The following is a 16,042-nucleotide window of genomic DNA, read 5'->3' as shown; positions in this document are numbered from 1 at the left end:
TAAATATGCAAAATTTAAATAAAATGAAAACTCCATTCGTAATTTTAGTATTCGTTATTTTTTCTATTGTTTCTAATGCGCAAACAGCTAACTTTTCTGGCATTTGGAAACTAAATAAATCTTTATCGGATTTTGGTAAAATGTCTGCTAACTCGGCTCCGGTCGAAATCACAATAAAACAAGAAGTCAAAACTATTGCTATTACACGCAAGCAATTTTTCGCTACAGGAGACTCAACATTATATACAGAAAGATTACCCTTTTCAGGTGATTTAACAAAAACAAAGATTAGTGCAACAAATGAAAGGACTGCTTCACTGAAATTGATTGAGAATGAAAAAGTTCTTTTAATTAATGCCCTAAGTAAAAACGCCGAAGGAGCAAAACAAGCTTCCAGTAAATCATTATGGAGTTTATCTATTGATGGGAAAACATTGAAGCTTGAAAATGAGACCGAAGCTAAGGGAACAACATTTAAAACTAAGTATATCTACTACAAATGATAAAAGTTAAAATCTTAATATTGACAGGTGTTCTGATATTTGGCCTTCGAAGCTTCGCCCAACCAAGTAAACATATCATCCTTATTTCTGTGGACGGTTTCCGTCCACAGTTTTACTTGGATAATAGTTGGCCTGCGGCCAATATGCAAGCGATGACTAAGAAAGGTATTTCTGCTAAGAAAATGCTGAGTGTATTTCCCAGCTACACCTATCCTACACATACAGCTATGCTAACTGGAGCATTGCCAGCTAGAAGTGGTATTTATTACAATCAACCCAAAGGCAGTAAAGGTGATTGGAACTGGTTTACGAGTGCGATTAAAGTTCCTACACTTTGGCAAGTTCTGAAGCAAAAAGGTTTTACCACATCTGCGTTGCAATGGCCAGTAAGCGTTGGGTCAGAAATCACTTATAATGTTCCTGAGATTTGGAGCGATGCGCATCCCGATAGGATTACGGAAACACGGAAATATGCAACGCCTGGTTTAGTTGAGGAGGTTGAACTCAATGCAACAGGAAAACTTGATGAGCACAACATGAGCGAAGAAAAGTTTAGTCTGGATGATAATGCGGCAAGAATGGCAGCTTACATCTTTACTAAAAAGAAGCCTGCTTTTCTTGCAGTTCACTTTGCAGAGGTTGACGGGGTAAGCCATGAGCTGGGGTCAGATGCGGATAGTGTTAAGCTGGCGGTTGCGGAAGTTGATCATAACATTGGGGTGATTATGGAGGCGGTGAAACATTCTGGATTGGCGGATAGTACGACGGTGATAATAGTTGGTGATCATGGGTTTAGTGAGATTCATACTGCGTTTCGACCAAATATGTTGATCAAGGGTTTGCCAGCGAAGTTTATTGCAGCTGGGGGAAGTTGCTTTTTGTATGGGGATAAGGAGATTCTTCGCTCTGCTCTGGATGACAAATCCAAAAAAAGGTTGGTACAGGCAGTGGTGGATAGTTTGAATAAACTGCCTGCGGATAAGAGGAAGTTGTTTAGGATTATAGACCGAAAGGAGCTGGATAAAATGGGTGCGGATAGTTCGGCGATAATGGCACTGGCGGCCGTGCCTGGTGTTGTGTTTAGTGCTGGGATTGCGCCGGCAAAAGTAGCCAATCATGGCCCTGGTACTTTGATCCAAAATAATCCATTGGAAGGGGTGTTCTTCCCCGTAAAAGGTGGACATCATGGTTATGATCCTAACATCCCCGAGATGCATACGGGATTTATCGCTGTTGGCGCAGGGATTAAAAAAGGGGCGGTGATTGAGGAAATCAGGGCTGTTGACATTGCGCCTTTGATTGCTAAATTATTAGGGGTAGATTTTAAGACGGCTGATGGGAAGTTGGTAGAGGGGATCCTGACCACGAAGTAGCTGCGCAACAAACTGAGATTGCTTGTGGCTATGCCGTTGCAATGTCAAGAACAAAAAAATTATGAGATGATTTAAAATATCCCGGACTCATACCGGGTGTTCATGTATAGTAAGATTGGCCGGAGGTTGTTGGGAGACGCCTTCGGTTTTTTTATGCTTAGGACATTTTGTTCAAGATATCTCTGTAAAGTATAGACATCCTTTTACTCACCATAATTTCATAATCTTTCGGGATCTTCAGTATGATGAGGAACTGCCGGTCCACTTTTTTAACGGTCAGGATATTTTCCCAGGCGACACGGTAAAAGCGGTTTGGCGTCATCCACTCATTTGTGAGGTCAATTTCTGTGAGGGATTTGAGTAGCGTGATGATTTTTCTCCCGTTATTGAAAGTGCCCCATACCTGCTTGTCTTCCTTCGAATACAGCCATATTCTTTCTGTTTCTGTAACTTCCTTCTCTACCGTTTTCTGTGCCAGGGTCTTTAACTCTCTTTCCTTTGTCCTTCTTGCCTTCTCTTGTTTTTTCTCAAATACCTTGTACTTGTTGTAATAATAGAAGTTCAACAAACCCAGCATAAAAAGCGTAATGGGTAGGTACAGTGTTGGCCAGCCGGTATAAAAGATGTTATACCCAAAGTAACCGAAGTAAATGGTCATCGCTATGAAATCAAATAGTACAGGAATGCCCACGCCGTAAAGGATCTGTTTCTGCCGTCGCTTTTTTGTCGCTCTATCCCAGGGCACTTTATGATCCAGGTACACGGTTAACAGGTATGCCCACTGCATAATGGCAAAGGCAATTCCGAAAGTAATTAACCAGGTCCGGTGGAAGGTCCAGTCCAGATAGGAGTCCAGCCCATGCCGCTGTCGCAAAATGTGGACGATCATTTGGGCGACTAAAAATGCCACCATTACCCGGAGCCAGATGCTTTCGTAGGCTACTACGGGATTTTTCACGAACTTGATTGTTCGGTTGATTTGTTGTTTGGTTTTCTCCATTTTTTAATGGTTTAGTTTAAATGAATAATTCGTAAAACTTATTCATTTCCCAGCATATAGCGGTAATTTTTGCACCAATATTTTCAATTATGTTAAAGATTTTGAGGATGGGAATCCTGTGACATGGGAATGCTTGATCATATTTTGTAAAGCGATAACTTTACAAAATATTTTGTTTAGTAAAGTTATCGCTTTACTTTTGTGTGCTATTGGTCAAGTTATAGCTTTACATTTATGGGAACAAAATCTTTAATGATTCAACAATTAAACAAGAAATTGTTGAGTTTCGCTTTATTAAACAAAGTAACAGTACCTCCTAGTGGTTGGATTAAGGCAATTCGAAATACTTTAGGGATGTCTATGCAACAGCTTGGAAATAAATTGCTTGTTACTAAGCAAAGTATTTCTGATATCGAAAAGAGAGAAAAGGATGGTTCAATAACTTTAAAATCTTTGAGAGAAATTGGGAGGGTTTTGGATATGGAATTGGTTTATGGCTTTGTACCCAAAGATGGCTCACTAGATGCACTAATAGAAAATAAGGCGATCGAAGTGGCTTCAAAAATTGTTTTGCGGACGTCCAATACCATGAACTTGGAAGACCAGGAAAACTCTAACGAAAGAATTGAAAAGGCCATTAAGGAGAGAGCTGAGGAGATTAAAACTAAAATGCCCAAATTTTTATGGGATTAGATCTAGTTTACATTGATGGGCAAACCCCATTAGATGAAGAGGAAAAAGATGGTCTGCTTATTTCATCTATATCAACCAGGGAGGAGCTAGATGAGTTTGAACAACAAAATATAGAAGATGCAATACAATGGAGTTTAGGCAGAAATTTTAAAAGCAACGCTCTGCTTAATGAAGCATTTATCAAAGCTTTGCATAAGCGAATGTATAAAAATGTCTGGTCGTGGGCTGGAGAATTTCGGAAAACAAATAAGAACATCGGGGTTGACCGTTGGGGAGTTGCTACAGGATTGAGAGTTTTACTGGAAGATACTGCATTTTGGATTGAAAATGAGAGTTTCGCTCCTGATGAAATAGCGGTTCGTTTTAAACATCGTATAGTGAGCATTCACTGTTTTGCAAATGGGAATGGTCGTCATAGCCGCTTAATCGCAGATCTTATTGTCGAAAAGATATTTAATAAGCCCGTGTTCACTTGGGGTGCAAGAAATCTTTCTAAGAAAAGTGAGAATCGAGATACTTATCTCAACGCACTTAAAGCAGCAGATAAAGGAAATTACAGCTTACTATTATCATTTGCCAGGTCATAATGAAATTCTGTAAGCGTATTTGTGCTGTCAAAAGCATCATATGATTATGGAAGCTGAGGAATAATGTCCCGCTTAGTTCCAAAATGTCCCGCTAGATGAGAAACAATTGCTGAAGTAGCAAACGAGTGGGTTTGTTCTCACCTTTCCTGATCTTTCCTGCATAATTTTGTCTGGCAATTAAATCCCTGTAGCCCCGGAAAAGGATTTTTTAATAATGGAAAAACTCTCGATATGTTAACACTTTTACAAAGAATTATTGAACTGCTTGGATTGATTTACCAGGTGCTGTCTGACAAACAAACGCTAACACCTATTCCTATTGAAGAAGAGGTATGGTTGAATAAAGAAAGCGTAATGGATTTGCTGTGTATTACCCGCAGTACTTTTTACCGACGCCGTGATGAAGGCAACTGGATTACCAAACGAAGTGGTAAGGAAACGTACTATTTAAAGAGTTCACTGTATCGTTGAGATGATATTAATAGTTATATATGCTATGTATTGACTAATAAAACATTAATATTAGTTATATTTGTATATGCCAGCATCAATAGTTAGAGATAAACGCGTAGTTGTCGTTTTTTGGAAAAAGAGAATAGAATCTCCTTTTGAAGTATTTTCAAATCTCAAGAATTTCTGCTTGAGCTACGTTCAGTATAATTACAATACCATAAGTAATTATCTGGGAAAGGCTAAAGTTCCATATGAAAATGACGACGTTAGAATTGAACGTAAAAGTATTATTGTTAAACCTAAACCAATCAATACTAAAGTTAGGTCAATAGTGCCAGTGGTAAGGAAGGTGCAGATGAAAGCAGCTAATGACGAACAGCACGATTTGGAATACTGGTTAGGCAGATCAGTAAAAGAACGTGCCGCTGCTGTTACTTTTATTATTTCACAATCTTTAACCAAAGGTCAAAGATTGGATAAAACTAAATTGGTGAAAACTTTGCAGCGGTTACAAAAGTCTAATAAATAGCTGCCAGGTTTTGGAATATAGGAATTTGCAGTCCTAATTTGTCTCAATAGTTTGAGCTTTTTCCCATTCCGTTTCATAATGATTTGAAAATTAGTTTCTTGTTTTTTAGGTGTTTACGTTTGTTTCAGCAAAGCGACAATACCTTACCGGCCGGGAGGTTCTAAGCCGAGCTGAATGAACAGATTTACAAATTTTAAAAACAAATTATTATGGGATTTTTATTAGGAGGCCCTTATTATCACCTCAAGGGCAGAACAGGAAACAACGTTGGTCGCATCGTAAAAGGAAGAAATGTCTTCTCCATGCGCCCGGCAAATTCTAGCAAACCACCAACGATTAAACAGCTGGACCAAAGGCTAAAATTTGGAATGATGACCGCCTGGTTAAGCTGGGCAGCGAACGTGATCGAACCGGGTTTTTCTGGTTATGATGCAAAAGGTTCGCCAATGAATGCGGCGGTGAAGTACAACCTGGATAATGCGGTTACGGGTGTATCGCCAAACTTTATGATCGATTATCCTGAAGTGAAATTAAGTCGTGGCCATTTGGCTGAAGCCAGAGCACTCAGTGTGGTATCAGACACCGCTGCCGAAATCGAGTTTACCTGGTTGGCAAACATTGGTATTTTTAATGGTGCACCAACGGATAAAGCTTCGTTTTTGGCTTATTGCCCTTCAGCTAATCTCTTTTCCGAAGTAACAGGGGCGGTATCGCGCTCCGCGCTGACCTACACCATGAGTGTGCCGGAGGAGTTTTCTGGTGAGGTTGTGCATTTGTGGGTTTCGTTTGTCAATCCTGAAGGGGTATCGACCAGTCAGTATCATAGTGTGACGGTGGTTTAATTGTTCCAAATCTGGCGAGCTCCTCTTGTGCTGGGATCTTTTGCCCCGCTTCGCTCCAAAGGCAAAATTCCCTAGGCACATCGGAGCCGCCAAATTTGGATACATACAATTAAATGCACCGCAACAGCCAGGTTGTACACGCTGGTCGATTGGAAGCCTTCAGGATAGGGTTTATAGGTAGTTTCTAGTTTCTAGAGTTTAAAAAAAAGTGTTTATGAAAGCAATAATGTTAAGGGCGTTCCGGCTGTGGAACGCGGAGGGGTTGAAATTTGCCCTTCAGGTTTTGATTTTGGTGCTGGCGTATCCGCTGGTGCAGCGGATGGTGCTGGGGTTTGACGGTACTTCAGGGTATGTGGATCCGGGTATTCTGGTGTTGATGGTATTGAGTATGGTGTGTTTTGCGGTGTTGACCGTTTTATGCGCCTGGTTATTTAGCAGGGTACTCTTCCTATTTAATCTGCCAGCTGCTGGCAGGATGGTTTCACAATTTAATAGGCTAACGTTATGTCAGCAGTTTGGATTTTATTTGGCATCATTTGCTACACTCCTGTTTGCAGCAGTGCTGTGCTTGATGGCCGTATTATAGCGCAGGAGATGAGCCCGGCACAGCAAGAAAGGCGTGAGGAATTTGTGAAAGTCGCTCAGTCTTTAGTAGGTATTCGGGAAGGTAAAAAAGCAAATACAGGGAAGGAGGTTTCTGGATTTTTAAAGTATGTAGGGGTACAGGTACCCGCGCCATGGTGTGCCGCTTTCGTTTGCTGGGTGTTTAAAATGGTTGGTGATGCGCAACCCAGAACCGCATGGAGCCCTTCTCTTTTCCCGGCGCCCAGGTTGGCAAGGGATGCGCTGCCCGGAAACATTTTAGGGATCTATTTCCCAGCACTCAAACGCATCGGCCACTGCGGAATTATTGTGGAAACGAAAGGAGCCTGGATTTACTCAGTGGAAGGCAATACGAATTTAGGGGGCAGCCGCGATGGTGATGGGGTTTACAAAAGAATTAGACATAAGCGGAGTATTGCGGTTATTGCAGATTGGTTTAAGGAGCTGCCGTTATGAAAAAGTTAGCTATAATTTTAGGGTTAATTTGCCTCGTATTTTTGCTTCGCTGTGCAGCTTTTAAAAAAACCAGTAGTGTTAAGACTCAGGAGTCCATCTCGGCAGACAAGCAAACCGAATGGCAGCAGTTGAAATTGAAAACCGCTGTAAAAGAAACCAACGTGGTTACTTTTAATCGGGACGGCACCGTTTATCAGCAGGCCTATATTAAGGAGCAGGTTGATCAGGCTAAGCTAGCCAAGTTAAAAGTTGAGGAACGGCTTAGCGCTAAGTCCGACCAAGTGGAAAAGCTTTCCAGGCCTGAAAGCTTTTGGATGGTGGTGATTGCAGCGCTGCTTATTGTTGCCCTATTGTTTTACCTGCTAAAATTGAGGCGATGATATGCAGTAATTTAAGTGAACTGCTAGCCGCCCAGGTAGTGATAGCAGCTGAAGAAAAGCGGACAGGGCGCAAAGTAAAGTCGCTAGCAGGCTGGCGGGTTACTGCGTCTGGTGTTTTTATACCTAAACAGCAACGTGATATCCCTGATAAAGTCAGGAAGTTGAAAAAAATCTAACTGATTTGGTCGAGATATTACAGGCGTTCGTCGTGAGTGGAGCGACGCTGGTATAATACGGGCAAAAGTGCTGCAACGTTTTGGGATTGACTGCGTCTTAATTACAAAAAACAAAGAAAATCTTAAAAAATATAGATCATGAAAACTCTAACAAAAACATTATTCTCAGTAGCATTAACAGCAGTAGTATTAGCAGGTTCGGCATTCAGCACTTTTGCTGCTACACCAGAAAAAGCATCAACAACAGTTGCAACAGAAACAGGATTTAACAAGATCTGGGTGAGCGGAAACGTAAAGATCGTTTTAACACAAGGCAACAAAGAAAGTGTAAGTGGTACTGAAAACTTCAATGCAGAGCGAACTTCGGTACAACGCCAGGGCCAAACGCTTTTTATCAATTCCATGGAATCATCGCCGGTAACAATTAACATTACTGTTAAGGATTTACAAAGGATAGAAGCTTATGGAAACGCAGTGGTAACCACCAGCAACAAGTTTGATGTACAATACTTACAATTGTTTTTAAACCAAAGCGCTACTGCAAAGATCAACGCCGTAACCAGCAGCTTGTACACAGAGGTTAAAGACAATGCAGTATTGAAAATGAGTGGTATTGCCCACCAAAGCACAATAGTTGCCAGCAAAATGCAAAACGTAAACCTGGATAAATTTGCCAGTGTAAGACCTGGAAAATTGGTATCAGACAACATGAAGGACAGCACAGTTGCAATGGCTTTGTCCAAATAGATTTTACAGAGGGGATAGCAGAGGGGGAATGAAGGCGGCAGATTAAGTTCTGCCGCTTTTTTTGGTTAAGATTCATCTGGTTCATGTTAATAAACGCCGCTACCTTTGGGATGCGGCTGATTATTTTTGAATGATGAGGATATTCTGCTCTTGTTGCCTATGGTTTTGTTGCCTGTTGCTGTGTTGCCTTAACGCGCTGGCGCAACCACAATCGGCTGCGGCCCCAGGAATGTCAAACCCCCTGCTGCCGGGATATTTTGCTGACCCGACCATCAAGAAATTTGGGGATACCTTTTACATTTATGCCACTACCGACGGCAATGGCGGCGGGTTTGGCCCTTCGCAGGTGTGGACCTCCAAAGATTTTGTAAACTGGAGTTTGCAGGACATGAACTGGCCAACGACCCATCATTACTGGGCGCCGGATGTAACCCAGACTACCGATGGCAAATATTACATGTACTACTGCCAACCCGTTGAGATCTTTGGAGCGACTTCGGATAGTCCCGTTGGTCCATGGACGCCACTCCTCCCTCCCGGAGAACCGGTGGTGAAAAATTACCTGGTGCCCAACGTGATTACGCTGGACGGGCAAACTTTTAGGGATGATGACGGCAAGATGTACCTGTTTTGGGGCACCTGGGGCATTTATCCTAAACATGGCTGCGGAGTGGGACTGTTTAATCCGGACATGAAGTCGTTCTCCAAATTGGGGATCATCCCGAACACCGACGCCAAAGACTTTTTTGAAGCGCCTTTCCTGTTTAAGCGCAATGGGATCTATTATTTAACCTACTCATCTGGCAGGTGTGAAGACGATACCTACCGGGTGCAATATGCGGTGAGCAAAACCGGACCGATGGGTCCTTATGTATACGGCAAGAACAACCCGATCCTAAGCACCAGCGCAGATGGCACAGTGCATGGGCCGGGGCATCAGTCGGTCTTACAAAACGGTAAAGAGTATTACCTCATCTACCACCGGCATAACAATCCGCATTCCGGCGGTGGGTATCACCGACAGGTAGCAGCAGATCGACTGGTGTTTGACAGCGAGGGAAATATTGAAAAGTTAGCACCCAGTCACACCGGCATTGGCTTTCTTGGAAAAGATATGAACCCTTACCCAGATTTGATGTTTGGGGCATCAGTTACGGCTTCGTCCTATTACGACGATGATTTTAAACCGGAATTTGCGGTCGACCATAACAATGGCACGCTATGGAAACCCAGGAGCAATACAGCGGAATCCTGGCTGATAGTTGACCTTAAGGCCAGCAAACAGATCGAAAGCATCCATACCCAGTTTGAGTATGCCACCTGGTATTATCAATACCTAATTGAAACATCGGATGATAAAACGACATGGGCAATGTATGCCGACAGGAGCAAAAACACGGTACATGGGAGCCCGATGATTGATTTGGGGAATGTAAAAGCGAGATACATCCGCATCTCTGTTCTGAACACCGAATACCCCGGCTTGAACAAGGCCATCTGGAACATTAAGGCTTTCGCGAACGACAGCTACCAGCCGAAAGATGCGATAAAAGCCAAGCCCGAATCTGAACTGACTAAATTGAAACCCCTGGGTTTGCTGGTAGACCTCAATGCAGCTGACCTGGAAATTGGGGAGCCGGTAAACAGTTGGAGCAATAAAGGAAAACTTGGAGGCAAGTTCAGTTCAGCTGCAGGAGCAAGCCCAGTGGTAGAAATGCTGGCCGGCAGAAAGGCCATCTCCTTTTCCGGAAAAAGCAGTATGATGGCGGATGTACAAGCGCCAGGATCTTTGTTAGGGAACAGCAGTTTTACCGTTTCGGCCTGGCTTTATAACCCGGTTATTGAAGAAGATGAGCCCTATTTGAGTTGGACAACCAGGGGTGGCGTGGACATCAGCAATGCGAGTATGGGGTACGGCAGCGACAAAAAATCTGGTGCAGCGGAGCACTGGGGCTGGCCGGACATGGCCTATGCTAAACTGCCCGAGGCTGGGAAATGGCATCATGTAGCCCTGGTTTTTGACGGAACCTATGAGAGATTGTATGTAGACGGGAAGCTTGACCATCAGGAACTAAAAATGCTTTTTATAGCAAACCTGACCAATTTTGTTTTGGGCAGCAATGGCGACCGCAGTGCTTACTTTACAGGCGGTATGGCTTCATTAAAAATCTATGATACGGCACTGGACCTGGCAGATGTACTGGCACTGGCTGCTGACACGGGGAAATCCAATATCGCGGTATATTTAGATGCCGCAAAATTGCCTTACGGAAGTTTAGCCGAGTGGAAAAATGAAGGTTACCTGCAAGACCAAGTTTCTTTCGAACCGGGACAACTGAAAGCAGACGATCTGTATGGCAAGATTGCAGTGGTTTCGGACAGCTTGCCGGCCAAACTGAAGCACGCCATAAAAACTGCGAACTTACCTTCCTATACCCTGGTTGCTGTGCTGGCAGGACCGATGTTTGGCGACCAAAACTGGCATCACATCGCCAGAACAAAACAAGGGGCTGAGGAATTGTTGTACGTTGACGGCTTGTTAAATGTGAAGAAAAGTTTAGCTGGGTTACTAGCTGCGAACGAACCAAAAAGCTGGAGCCTGAAGGGCATTTCTGCGATGGTCATGTATGATGAAAGTTTACCGGCTAGTAAAGTTGCTGAACTGTTTAAGACCTGGAAAGCAACATTGCCTGGGCTGATGCAGCAACCTCAGTTCGCCAAAGCGCCGCAGGCTTTTAGTCCGACTCAAGTTGGCCTTTCGGCCTCAGCTGTTCAGCTGCCGGGGAAAATATTGCAGTACCAATTTTATGCAGCAACTGATAAAGGCGAGGTGAGCAGTTCTGACTGGATGGACAGCAGGGAATATGTGGATCATGGTGTGTCCGCAAACCTGAACTATACCTTCTCTTATAAAGTCAGGGATAATTATGGCAACGTCAGTGCGGAGTCTCCCCCATTCAAAGTATCAACTGCCGAATCACTATTCAGTATCTTCCGACCGGATTTTTCGAAAGACCATGATCTGCGCAAGACGCTTGTCGGCACCCAATGGGATGGATTGATGGGCGTTTCGGATACCGCTAGGGTTAAGGATGGGAATGTACTATTGTCATCGACCGACACAAAATGGGATGGCCATTCGCCCAATGGTCCATTCCTTTATAAAACGGTTAGGGGAGATTTTATTGCAGAGGCAGAAATTGCAGATGTGAGTGGAATGCAAAAAAAAATAGCCAGTGGCGCAAACGATGCGGGTTTGATGGCTAAAGCCGCAGGCCTAGGCAATGCCCTGGTTCAGAACAGTATATTTCCCGGCTGGGGCGTAGGTAATGTGGTTACCGACTTGAGTGATAAAGGCAGGTTGCAGTCGTTCAACTCATCTGCATGGAATTTTTACCGGCATTTGCAGATCCAACGGATGGGCAATACCTTTTTTATGCGGGGAAGTACCGATGGCAAACTATGGCGGGATTTGCCGGGCAGTCCGCTGCGCCGTCCGGATTTCGAAAGTAAAGCAATGGAAGTTGGGTTATTCCAGGCTACTTACGGAATCCAGCACGGTTATGGCAGTTTTCGCAACTTTGTTATTTATCAGCGGAAGCTAAAATAAGGTTGCTCTTTAATTGAAGCATTTGGTGGTTAACTTTAAATTGTAGTTGGGTTCCAATGGCTCATTGGTTTGAATGAGTCGTTGCGCGCCGGTATTTGCGGGACATGCAATGCCGTATGGGGCATTGTAAACCAGGTTAGGTTTGCTGTCTGCCAGTTCCTGCGGCACATAGATTTGTGTTCTGGTAGTGGAGTAGCTTTTAGGGATGAACCTGATGTAATAACCATCCGGATGTAAAGCCCATGTGCCCGAAGGGAATTCATTGTCTACAGCCGGGACCATACCAGCCAGCATGGCGTAGCGTTCAATCTCTTCATAGGTAGCATTGCCAGAGGCGGCCAATCGGCGGATATTGTTTTCTGCCTCAAAGATGGCTTGTATACCTTGTGGCAATTGTGCTTTTGCCTTTTCCATCACATTGGCAGGGAGTACACCAAGCGCACCGCCTTCCAGTTGCATTAAAAGGGCAGGCGTTAACAGGGTGGTTGCGGTAAGTTTTATGGCAGTATTGTAATCGGCGAAACGCGTACGCGCGATAATGGCCCAAAGTAATACCTGGATGTCGTGCTGAGGAACATTAGGATGCTGCTCTCCGCTTTTTAGAATGGCGATGACCACCTCTTGTTTGGGACCGAGTACCGGTGCCAGCATGTAACCATCTCCACTGCTGGGGCCACGAGTTCCTGCCTGCAGGCAATAGCTTTTATTGGTCATTTCATAAAAACCGGCACATAATTTAAAACCCCCACCGGTAGCTTTTGGTAAGAGGTAAAGCGGTTGCGGGGTTTCGCCTTCGTGGAAAGCAGGTGGCTTTTTGCCATCGCGTACTACATCTTTAAAATTGGTGGTAATGGCTGCGGGTTGTTTGATGAGCTTGCCAATGTTGCCGCCGGCAAGTTCAGTGCCTTTATCGACCAGGATTTTACCAAGGCCGCCAAACTGGGCTTGTGCAAGGAACGACCATCCGAGAATCAGCGAGAGCGATAAGATAAGTTTTTTCATAAAAGGGGATAGTTTTTAGGGGTAATTGGTATGGTTTGTCAGACAATAAACGGTATTTATTCGTCAAAGTTTTAAAAAATGCAAATGTTAATGCTTTGGTAATACTCGTGTTAGTTGACCAGGGCTTTAGGAAGGGTGATCAAAAAGGTGGTTCCTTCCTGTTCCTTACTCTTACAGGTGATGCTGCCCTGGTGCCAGTCGACTATCGTTTTCACGATAGACAAGCCCAGGCCAATGGTTGGTTCTCCTTGCAGGCCGGTTCTGCGGGCATCAGTAAACTTATCAAAGATTTGTGGCAACAGGTTTTCGGGAATGCCGATGCCGTTGTCTTTAAATTCTATCTGTACTTCGTTTTCCGTTTGAGAAATGGAGACCGTGATTTTACCGCCTGGAGGAGTGAACTTCATGGCATTAGACATCAGGTTGTTGAGGATTTGCATAAACTTGGCATCGTCCAGTTTAATGAATATTTTATCATCCGTGCTGAGCATCTCGAAGCTCAGTTCTGCGAGTGGTGCTGAGCGCAGGCTTTCCTCCAGGTAATCCTTTATTCTTAAGACAATGTCTATCCGCTCCTTTGCAAGCTGTGCTGCGGTGGTTTCCATCAGTTCCCTGCTGATCAGATCACCGATCAGGTCTATCGACTGTTGTAATATGATGGACACGTATTTGGTTTTTTCCTGTACAGAAGAATCGGAGATTTCTGTATTGAGGGATTTGGTTAAGGACTTGGCAACATTAAGCGGGCCCCGGAGATCGTGCCCCAGCATATGGAGAATAGAATTCTTCTTATCAGTAAATTTGGCAATCGACTGCATACTAACGACGTCCTTCGTGATGTCGACAATGGTTGCCAGGATTAGTGGGCTCGCATCTTCCAGTTGGGTTAAAAATGGGTAGGCCTGGAACCATCTGGTTCCATTGGCGCTCTTTAATTTGAATTTAAGGTCGCCATGAAAATTACCTTCGGCTATGCTATTGAAGTTGTCTTGCAGGTATTTCAGGTCTTCAGGTTCGATTTTACTGAGCAAAGCAGCAATGGGGTTTTCTTGCTTCCCATCTATGACCCAGTTTAGGGAATCATGCAGGAAGAAGAGTTGCCTGGTGTTGATGCCATAGGCTAAATGAATATTGGCGCCATAAGGAAAACCATCGAGCGGTCTGTAATTGAAGGTCATGCCTATATAACGATTAAACCAAGGCGAATGTTTAGTTAGTTTCATCCTATGCCACTGAAAATTATATATTTGTAAAGGGGAGACAGTAGTATGGCGCAGTATAAGCTACATCAGGATCAGGAGTTAGTCCGACTTTTGCGGACTGGCGATGACCGTGTATTGATAGAAATCTATGACCGGTACTGGGATAAGATGTTGGCTGTGGCATTTAACCGTTTGGGGAGCCAGGAAGAAGCAGAAGAATGTGTGCAGGATGTGCTTTTTAAACTGTGGAAACTGCGGGACGAACTGGACCTGAGCAAATTGGAGCTTGCCAACTACCTATCCAGGGCGATTCGCAACCAGGCATTTAACGTGCTTGATAAGCGGCACCGGGAGCGATTAAAATCTGAAAACTATAAGCCTGAAGCGGACATCAACAACCTATCTCCCGAACGGGCACTCATCATCAGGGAACTGCAACAGCAAATTGACAACAGCATTAACGCCTTGCCCCCGCAGTGCAGACTAGTTTTTAAATTGAGCCGGCAGGACGGACTATCCAACAAAGAAATAGCGGAAACCTTGAACTTATCGGAGAACACGGTGAAGTCGCACTTGAAAAAAGCCAACCGGGATATTAGGGGAAATATGGAGTTTGTGACCGCATTGGGATTTATTTATCTCTTTTTTCAAAAATAAATCACCCGGACTCACCCTCGCTACTGTTTTTTCTGTCTATATAGATAGAAAAGCGACAGCATGGCTCAAGACTCTACAAAAATTGAACAATTAGTTTACAAATTCAACAACGGAAGCATCACTTCTGAAGAACTAGCTGTTTTAATAGCCTGGTATAACAGCCATGATGATGGAGAAGCGGTAATTCCTACAAATAAGATTGAATCAGAAGAAGATTTGAAGTCGCGCATGCTTACCGGCTTAATGGCAAGGGTAGCAGCATCTCAGCCTAAAGTGATTAAGCGGTACCCATTATATGGCTGGATTACGGCTGCAGCTGCCGTAATGGTGGTTGCGCTGGGTACCTGGATGATGGTTGTGAATAAAAAACCTGTGGCAGACAAACCGTTGGTGAACACCAGCATAGTGCCTGGAGGAAATAAGGCAACGCTGACCCTCGCCAATGGAAAAACAATTGTGCTGAGTAGTGCGCAGGCCGGAATTGTGGCCGGGGATAAAATTACCTATGTAAACGGGCAGCCTGTAGCAGAGGCGGCTTTGACGGCGGACGACCAGGGCGAACACACTTTAGCCTTGCATACGCCAATGGGCGGAACCTATAACATTACCTTACCAGATGGAACAGAAGTTTGGCTGAATGCGGGAACTACGTTAAAATATCCGTCCCGTTTTTCAACTGGACCACGGGTGGTTTACCTGGAAGGCGAGGCCTATTTTCATGTGAAAACAGTTTACCAGAACGATGGCCAGAAAATTCCTTTTAAAGTTGTTGCGGCCCAGCAGGAAGTTGAGGTTTTGGGAACACAGTTTAATATGAACGCCTACCCTCAGGAAGCCTTTGTAAAAACGACACTTGTTGAGGGTAAAGTTGCGGTTGATGATCAGCATGAGCACATGATCTTGTTACCGAACCATCAGGCGGTGACTACCAACGGCAAAACGCGTATAAAACCTGTGGATGTATCTGCATTCATCGCCTGGAAGGAGGGCAAATTTGGTTTTGACGGTAAAACCTTTAAAGAAACGATGGACGAGATTGCCCGTTGGTACGACTTAAAGGTTGTATATGAAAACAGCATTCCTGACGAAGAATTGGTGGGAGATGCCTTCCGCAATCAAAACATACATCTGGTACTACGTCTGCTTGACGTAGCAGAGATAAATTATAAACTTGATGTCTCTCGCCGGCAACTAACCATTACCGGGAAAAAGAACAGAATGTAGCACCT

18 protein-coding genes are annotated in these 16,042 nt (G+C 44.0%); 15 read left to right on the top strand and 3 right to left on the bottom strand.

The window, feature by feature from the left end:
* The first annotated feature begins 23 nt into the window (after positions 1 to 23).
* Both ACXZ1K_RS02260 and ACXZ1K_RS02255 read left to right on the top strand, forming a co-directional pair.
* Positions 24 to 503 (top strand): hypothetical protein, encoded by a 480-nt coding sequence (locus ACXZ1K_RS02260; protein WP_458971761.1) that lies wholly within the window; start codon positions 24 to 26, stop codon positions 501 to 503.
* Complete coding sequence (locus tag ACXZ1K_RS02255) at positions 500 to 1,876, top strand: alkaline phosphatase family protein (RefSeq protein ID WP_458971760.1); 1,377 nt, start codon at positions 500 to 502, stop codon at positions 1,874 to 1,876. Before ACXZ1K_RS02260 ends, ACXZ1K_RS02255 begins: the two co-directional genes overlap by 4 nt.
* Positions 1,877 to 2,033: 157 nt before the next feature.
* On the opposite strand, the gene ACXZ1K_RS02250 is transcribed toward ACXZ1K_RS02255, so the two are convergent.
* Positions 2,034 to 2,876, bottom strand: a complete 843-nt coding sequence (locus ACXZ1K_RS02250) for a hypothetical protein (protein WP_458971759.1) — start codon at positions 2,874 to 2,876, stop codon at positions 2,034 to 2,036.
* A 234-nt stretch (positions 2,877 to 3,110) separates the two neighbouring features.
* On the opposite strand from ACXZ1K_RS02250, the gene ACXZ1K_RS02245 reads away from it, so the two are divergent.
* The 11 genes from ACXZ1K_RS02245 (at position 3,111) to ACXZ1K_RS02195 (ending at position 11,952) form a co-directional block, all read left to right on the top strand.
* Positions 3,111 to 3,569, top strand: coding sequence for a mobile mystery protein A (locus tag ACXZ1K_RS02245; RefSeq protein WP_458971758.1), 459 nt, complete (start codon positions 3,111 to 3,113; stop codon positions 3,567 to 3,569).
* Positions 3,560 to 4,156: a mobile mystery protein B gene (locus tag ACXZ1K_RS02240; protein WP_458971757.1), complete on the top strand. Its 597-nt coding sequence runs from the start codon at positions 3,560 to 3,562 to the stop codon at positions 4,154 to 4,156. The genes ACXZ1K_RS02245 and ACXZ1K_RS02240 overlap by 10 nt, the downstream gene beginning before the upstream one ends.
* A gap of 231 nt (positions 4,157 to 4,387) precedes the next feature.
* On the top strand, positions 4,388 to 4,627 hold the full coding sequence (locus ACXZ1K_RS02235; protein WP_458971756.1) for a hypothetical protein: 240 nt from the start codon (positions 4,388 to 4,390) through the stop codon (positions 4,625 to 4,627).
* Positions 4,628 to 4,694: 67 nt separating this feature from the next.
* Entirely contained in the window at positions 4,695 to 5,138 is a 444-nt protein-coding gene (locus ACXZ1K_RS02230) for a hypothetical protein (RefSeq protein ID WP_458971755.1), read from the top strand.
* A gap of 209 nt (positions 5,139 to 5,347) precedes the next feature.
* Positions 5,348 to 5,980, top strand: a complete 633-nt coding sequence (locus tag ACXZ1K_RS02225) for a DUF6266 family protein (protein WP_458971754.1) — start codon at positions 5,348 to 5,350, stop codon at positions 5,978 to 5,980.
* Between the two features lie 214 nt (positions 5,981 to 6,194).
* Positions 6,195 to 6,566 carry a hypothetical protein gene (locus tag ACXZ1K_RS02220; RefSeq protein WP_458971753.1) on the top strand — a complete coding sequence of 124 codons (372 nt, stop codon included), beginning with the start codon at positions 6,195 to 6,197 and terminating at the stop codon, positions 6,564 to 6,566.
* The gene (locus ACXZ1K_RS02215; protein ID WP_458971752.1) at positions 6,485 to 7,039 is read left to right on the top strand and encodes an NlpC/P60 family protein; all 555 of its coding nucleotides are present in this window, start codon (positions 6,485 to 6,487) and stop codon (positions 7,037 to 7,039) included. Before ACXZ1K_RS02220 ends, ACXZ1K_RS02215 begins: the two co-directional genes overlap by 82 nt.
* Complete coding sequence (locus tag ACXZ1K_RS02210; protein ID WP_458971751.1) at positions 7,036 to 7,419, top strand: hypothetical protein; 384 nt, start codon at positions 7,036 to 7,038, stop codon at positions 7,417 to 7,419. Before ACXZ1K_RS02215 ends, ACXZ1K_RS02210 begins: the two co-directional genes overlap by 4 nt.
* On the top strand, positions 7,416 to 7,595 hold the full coding sequence (locus ACXZ1K_RS02205; RefSeq protein ID WP_458971750.1) for a hypothetical protein: 180 nt from the start codon (positions 7,416 to 7,418) through the stop codon (positions 7,593 to 7,595). The genes ACXZ1K_RS02210 and ACXZ1K_RS02205 overlap by 4 nt, the downstream gene beginning before the upstream one ends.
* Positions 7,596 to 7,733: 138 nt before the next feature.
* A complete protein-coding gene (locus ACXZ1K_RS02200; RefSeq protein WP_458971749.1) occupies positions 7,734 to 8,342 on the top strand; it encodes a GIN domain-containing protein in 609 nt (202 codons plus the stop codon).
* 229 nt (positions 8,343 to 8,571) lie between these two features.
* On the top strand, positions 8,572 to 11,952 hold the full coding sequence (locus ACXZ1K_RS02195; protein WP_458971748.1) for a family 43 glycosylhydrolase: 3,381 nt from the start codon (positions 8,572 to 8,574) through the stop codon (positions 11,950 to 11,952).
* 9 nt (positions 11,953 to 11,961) lie between these two features.
* Here the strand turns inward: ACXZ1K_RS02195 and ACXZ1K_RS02190 are convergent, their stop codons facing one another.
* Together ACXZ1K_RS02190 and ACXZ1K_RS02185 are read right to left on the bottom strand one after the other, a co-directional pair.
* Entirely contained in the window at positions 11,962 to 12,954 is a 993-nt protein-coding gene (locus ACXZ1K_RS02190; RefSeq protein WP_458971747.1) for a hypothetical protein, read from the bottom strand.
* 110 nt (positions 12,955 to 13,064) lie between these two features.
* Positions 13,065 to 14,177, bottom strand: a complete 1,113-nt coding sequence (locus ACXZ1K_RS02185) for a sensor histidine kinase (protein WP_458971746.1) — start codon at positions 14,175 to 14,177, stop codon at positions 13,065 to 13,067.
* 45 nt (positions 14,178 to 14,222) lie between these two features.
* On the opposite strand from ACXZ1K_RS02185, the gene ACXZ1K_RS02180 reads away from it, so the two are divergent.
* Both ACXZ1K_RS02180 and ACXZ1K_RS02175 read left to right on the top strand, forming a co-directional pair.
* Positions 14,223 to 14,813: an RNA polymerase sigma factor gene (locus tag ACXZ1K_RS02180; RefSeq protein WP_458971745.1), complete on the top strand. Its 591-nt coding sequence runs from the start codon at positions 14,223 to 14,225 to the stop codon at positions 14,811 to 14,813.
* Between the two features lie 60 nt (positions 14,814 to 14,873).
* Positions 14,874 to 16,037 carry a FecR family protein gene (locus ACXZ1K_RS02175; protein WP_458971744.1) on the top strand — a complete coding sequence of 388 codons (1,164 nt, stop codon included), beginning with the start codon at positions 14,874 to 14,876 and terminating at the stop codon, positions 16,035 to 16,037.
* The last annotated feature ends 5 nt before the right edge of the window (positions 16,038 to 16,042 follow it).

Source organism: Pedobacter jaeyakensis, assembly GCF_054461315.1.
The sequence above is the reverse complement of the archived record's forward strand: the minus strand, read 5'-3'. Positions and strand labels throughout refer to the sequence as shown.

Bases quoted from the DNA above. Each gene is read 5' to 3' on its own strand.
- ACXZ1K_RS02245 (WP_458971758.1), top strand. From the start codon at position 3,111: ATGGGAACAAAATCTTTAATGATTCAACAATTAAACAAGAAATTGTTG.
- ACXZ1K_RS02190 (WP_458971747.1), bottom strand. From the start codon at position 12,954: ATGAAAAAACTTATCTTATCGCTCTCGCTGATTCTCGGATGGTCGTTC.
- ACXZ1K_RS02180 (WP_458971745.1), top strand. From the start codon at position 14,223: ATGGCGCAGTATAAGCTACATCAGGATCAGGAGTTAGTCCGACTTTTG.
- ACXZ1K_RS02175 (WP_458971744.1), top strand. From the start codon at position 14,874: ATGGCTCAAGACTCTACAAAAATTGAACAATTAGTTTACAAATTCAAC.
- ACXZ1K_RS02215 (WP_458971752.1), top strand. From the start codon at position 6,485: ATGTCAGCAGTTTGGATTTTATTTGGCATCATTTGCTACACTCCTGTT.
- ACXZ1K_RS02185 (WP_458971746.1), bottom strand. From the start codon at position 14,177: ATGAAACTAACTAAACATTCGCCTTGGTTTAATCGTTATATAGGCATG.
- ACXZ1K_RS02255 (WP_458971760.1), top strand. From the start codon at position 500: ATGATAAAAGTTAAAATCTTAATATTGACAGGTGTTCTGATATTTGGC.
- ACXZ1K_RS02220 (WP_458971753.1), top strand. From the start codon at position 6,195: ATGAAAGCAATAATGTTAAGGGCGTTCCGGCTGTGGAACGCGGAGGGG.
- ACXZ1K_RS02235 (WP_458971756.1), top strand. From the start codon at position 4,388: ATGTTAACACTTTTACAAAGAATTATTGAACTGCTTGGATTGATTTAC.
- ACXZ1K_RS02195 (WP_458971748.1), top strand. From the start codon at position 8,572: ATGTCAAACCCCCTGCTGCCGGGATATTTTGCTGACCCGACCATCAAG.
- ACXZ1K_RS02240 (WP_458971757.1), top strand. From the start codon at position 3,560: ATGGGATTAGATCTAGTTTACATTGATGGGCAAACCCCATTAGATGAA.
- ACXZ1K_RS02225 (WP_458971754.1), top strand. From the start codon at position 5,348: ATGGGATTTTTATTAGGAGGCCCTTATTATCACCTCAAGGGCAGAACA.
- ACXZ1K_RS02210 (WP_458971751.1), top strand. From the start codon at position 7,036: ATGAAAAAGTTAGCTATAATTTTAGGGTTAATTTGCCTCGTATTTTTG.
- ACXZ1K_RS02250 (WP_458971759.1), bottom strand. From the start codon at position 2,876: ATGGAGAAAACCAAACAACAAATCAACCGAACAATCAAGTTCGTGAAA.
- ACXZ1K_RS02260 (WP_458971761.1), top strand. From the start codon at position 24: ATGAAAACTCCATTCGTAATTTTAGTATTCGTTATTTTTTCTATTGTT.
- ACXZ1K_RS02200 (WP_458971749.1), top strand. From the start codon at position 7,734: ATGAAAACTCTAACAAAAACATTATTCTCAGTAGCATTAACAGCAGTA.
- ACXZ1K_RS02205 (WP_458971750.1), top strand. From the start codon at position 7,416: ATGATATGCAGTAATTTAAGTGAACTGCTAGCCGCCCAGGTAGTGATA.
- ACXZ1K_RS02230 (WP_458971755.1), top strand. From the start codon at position 4,695: ATGCCAGCATCAATAGTTAGAGATAAACGCGTAGTTGTCGTTTTTTGG.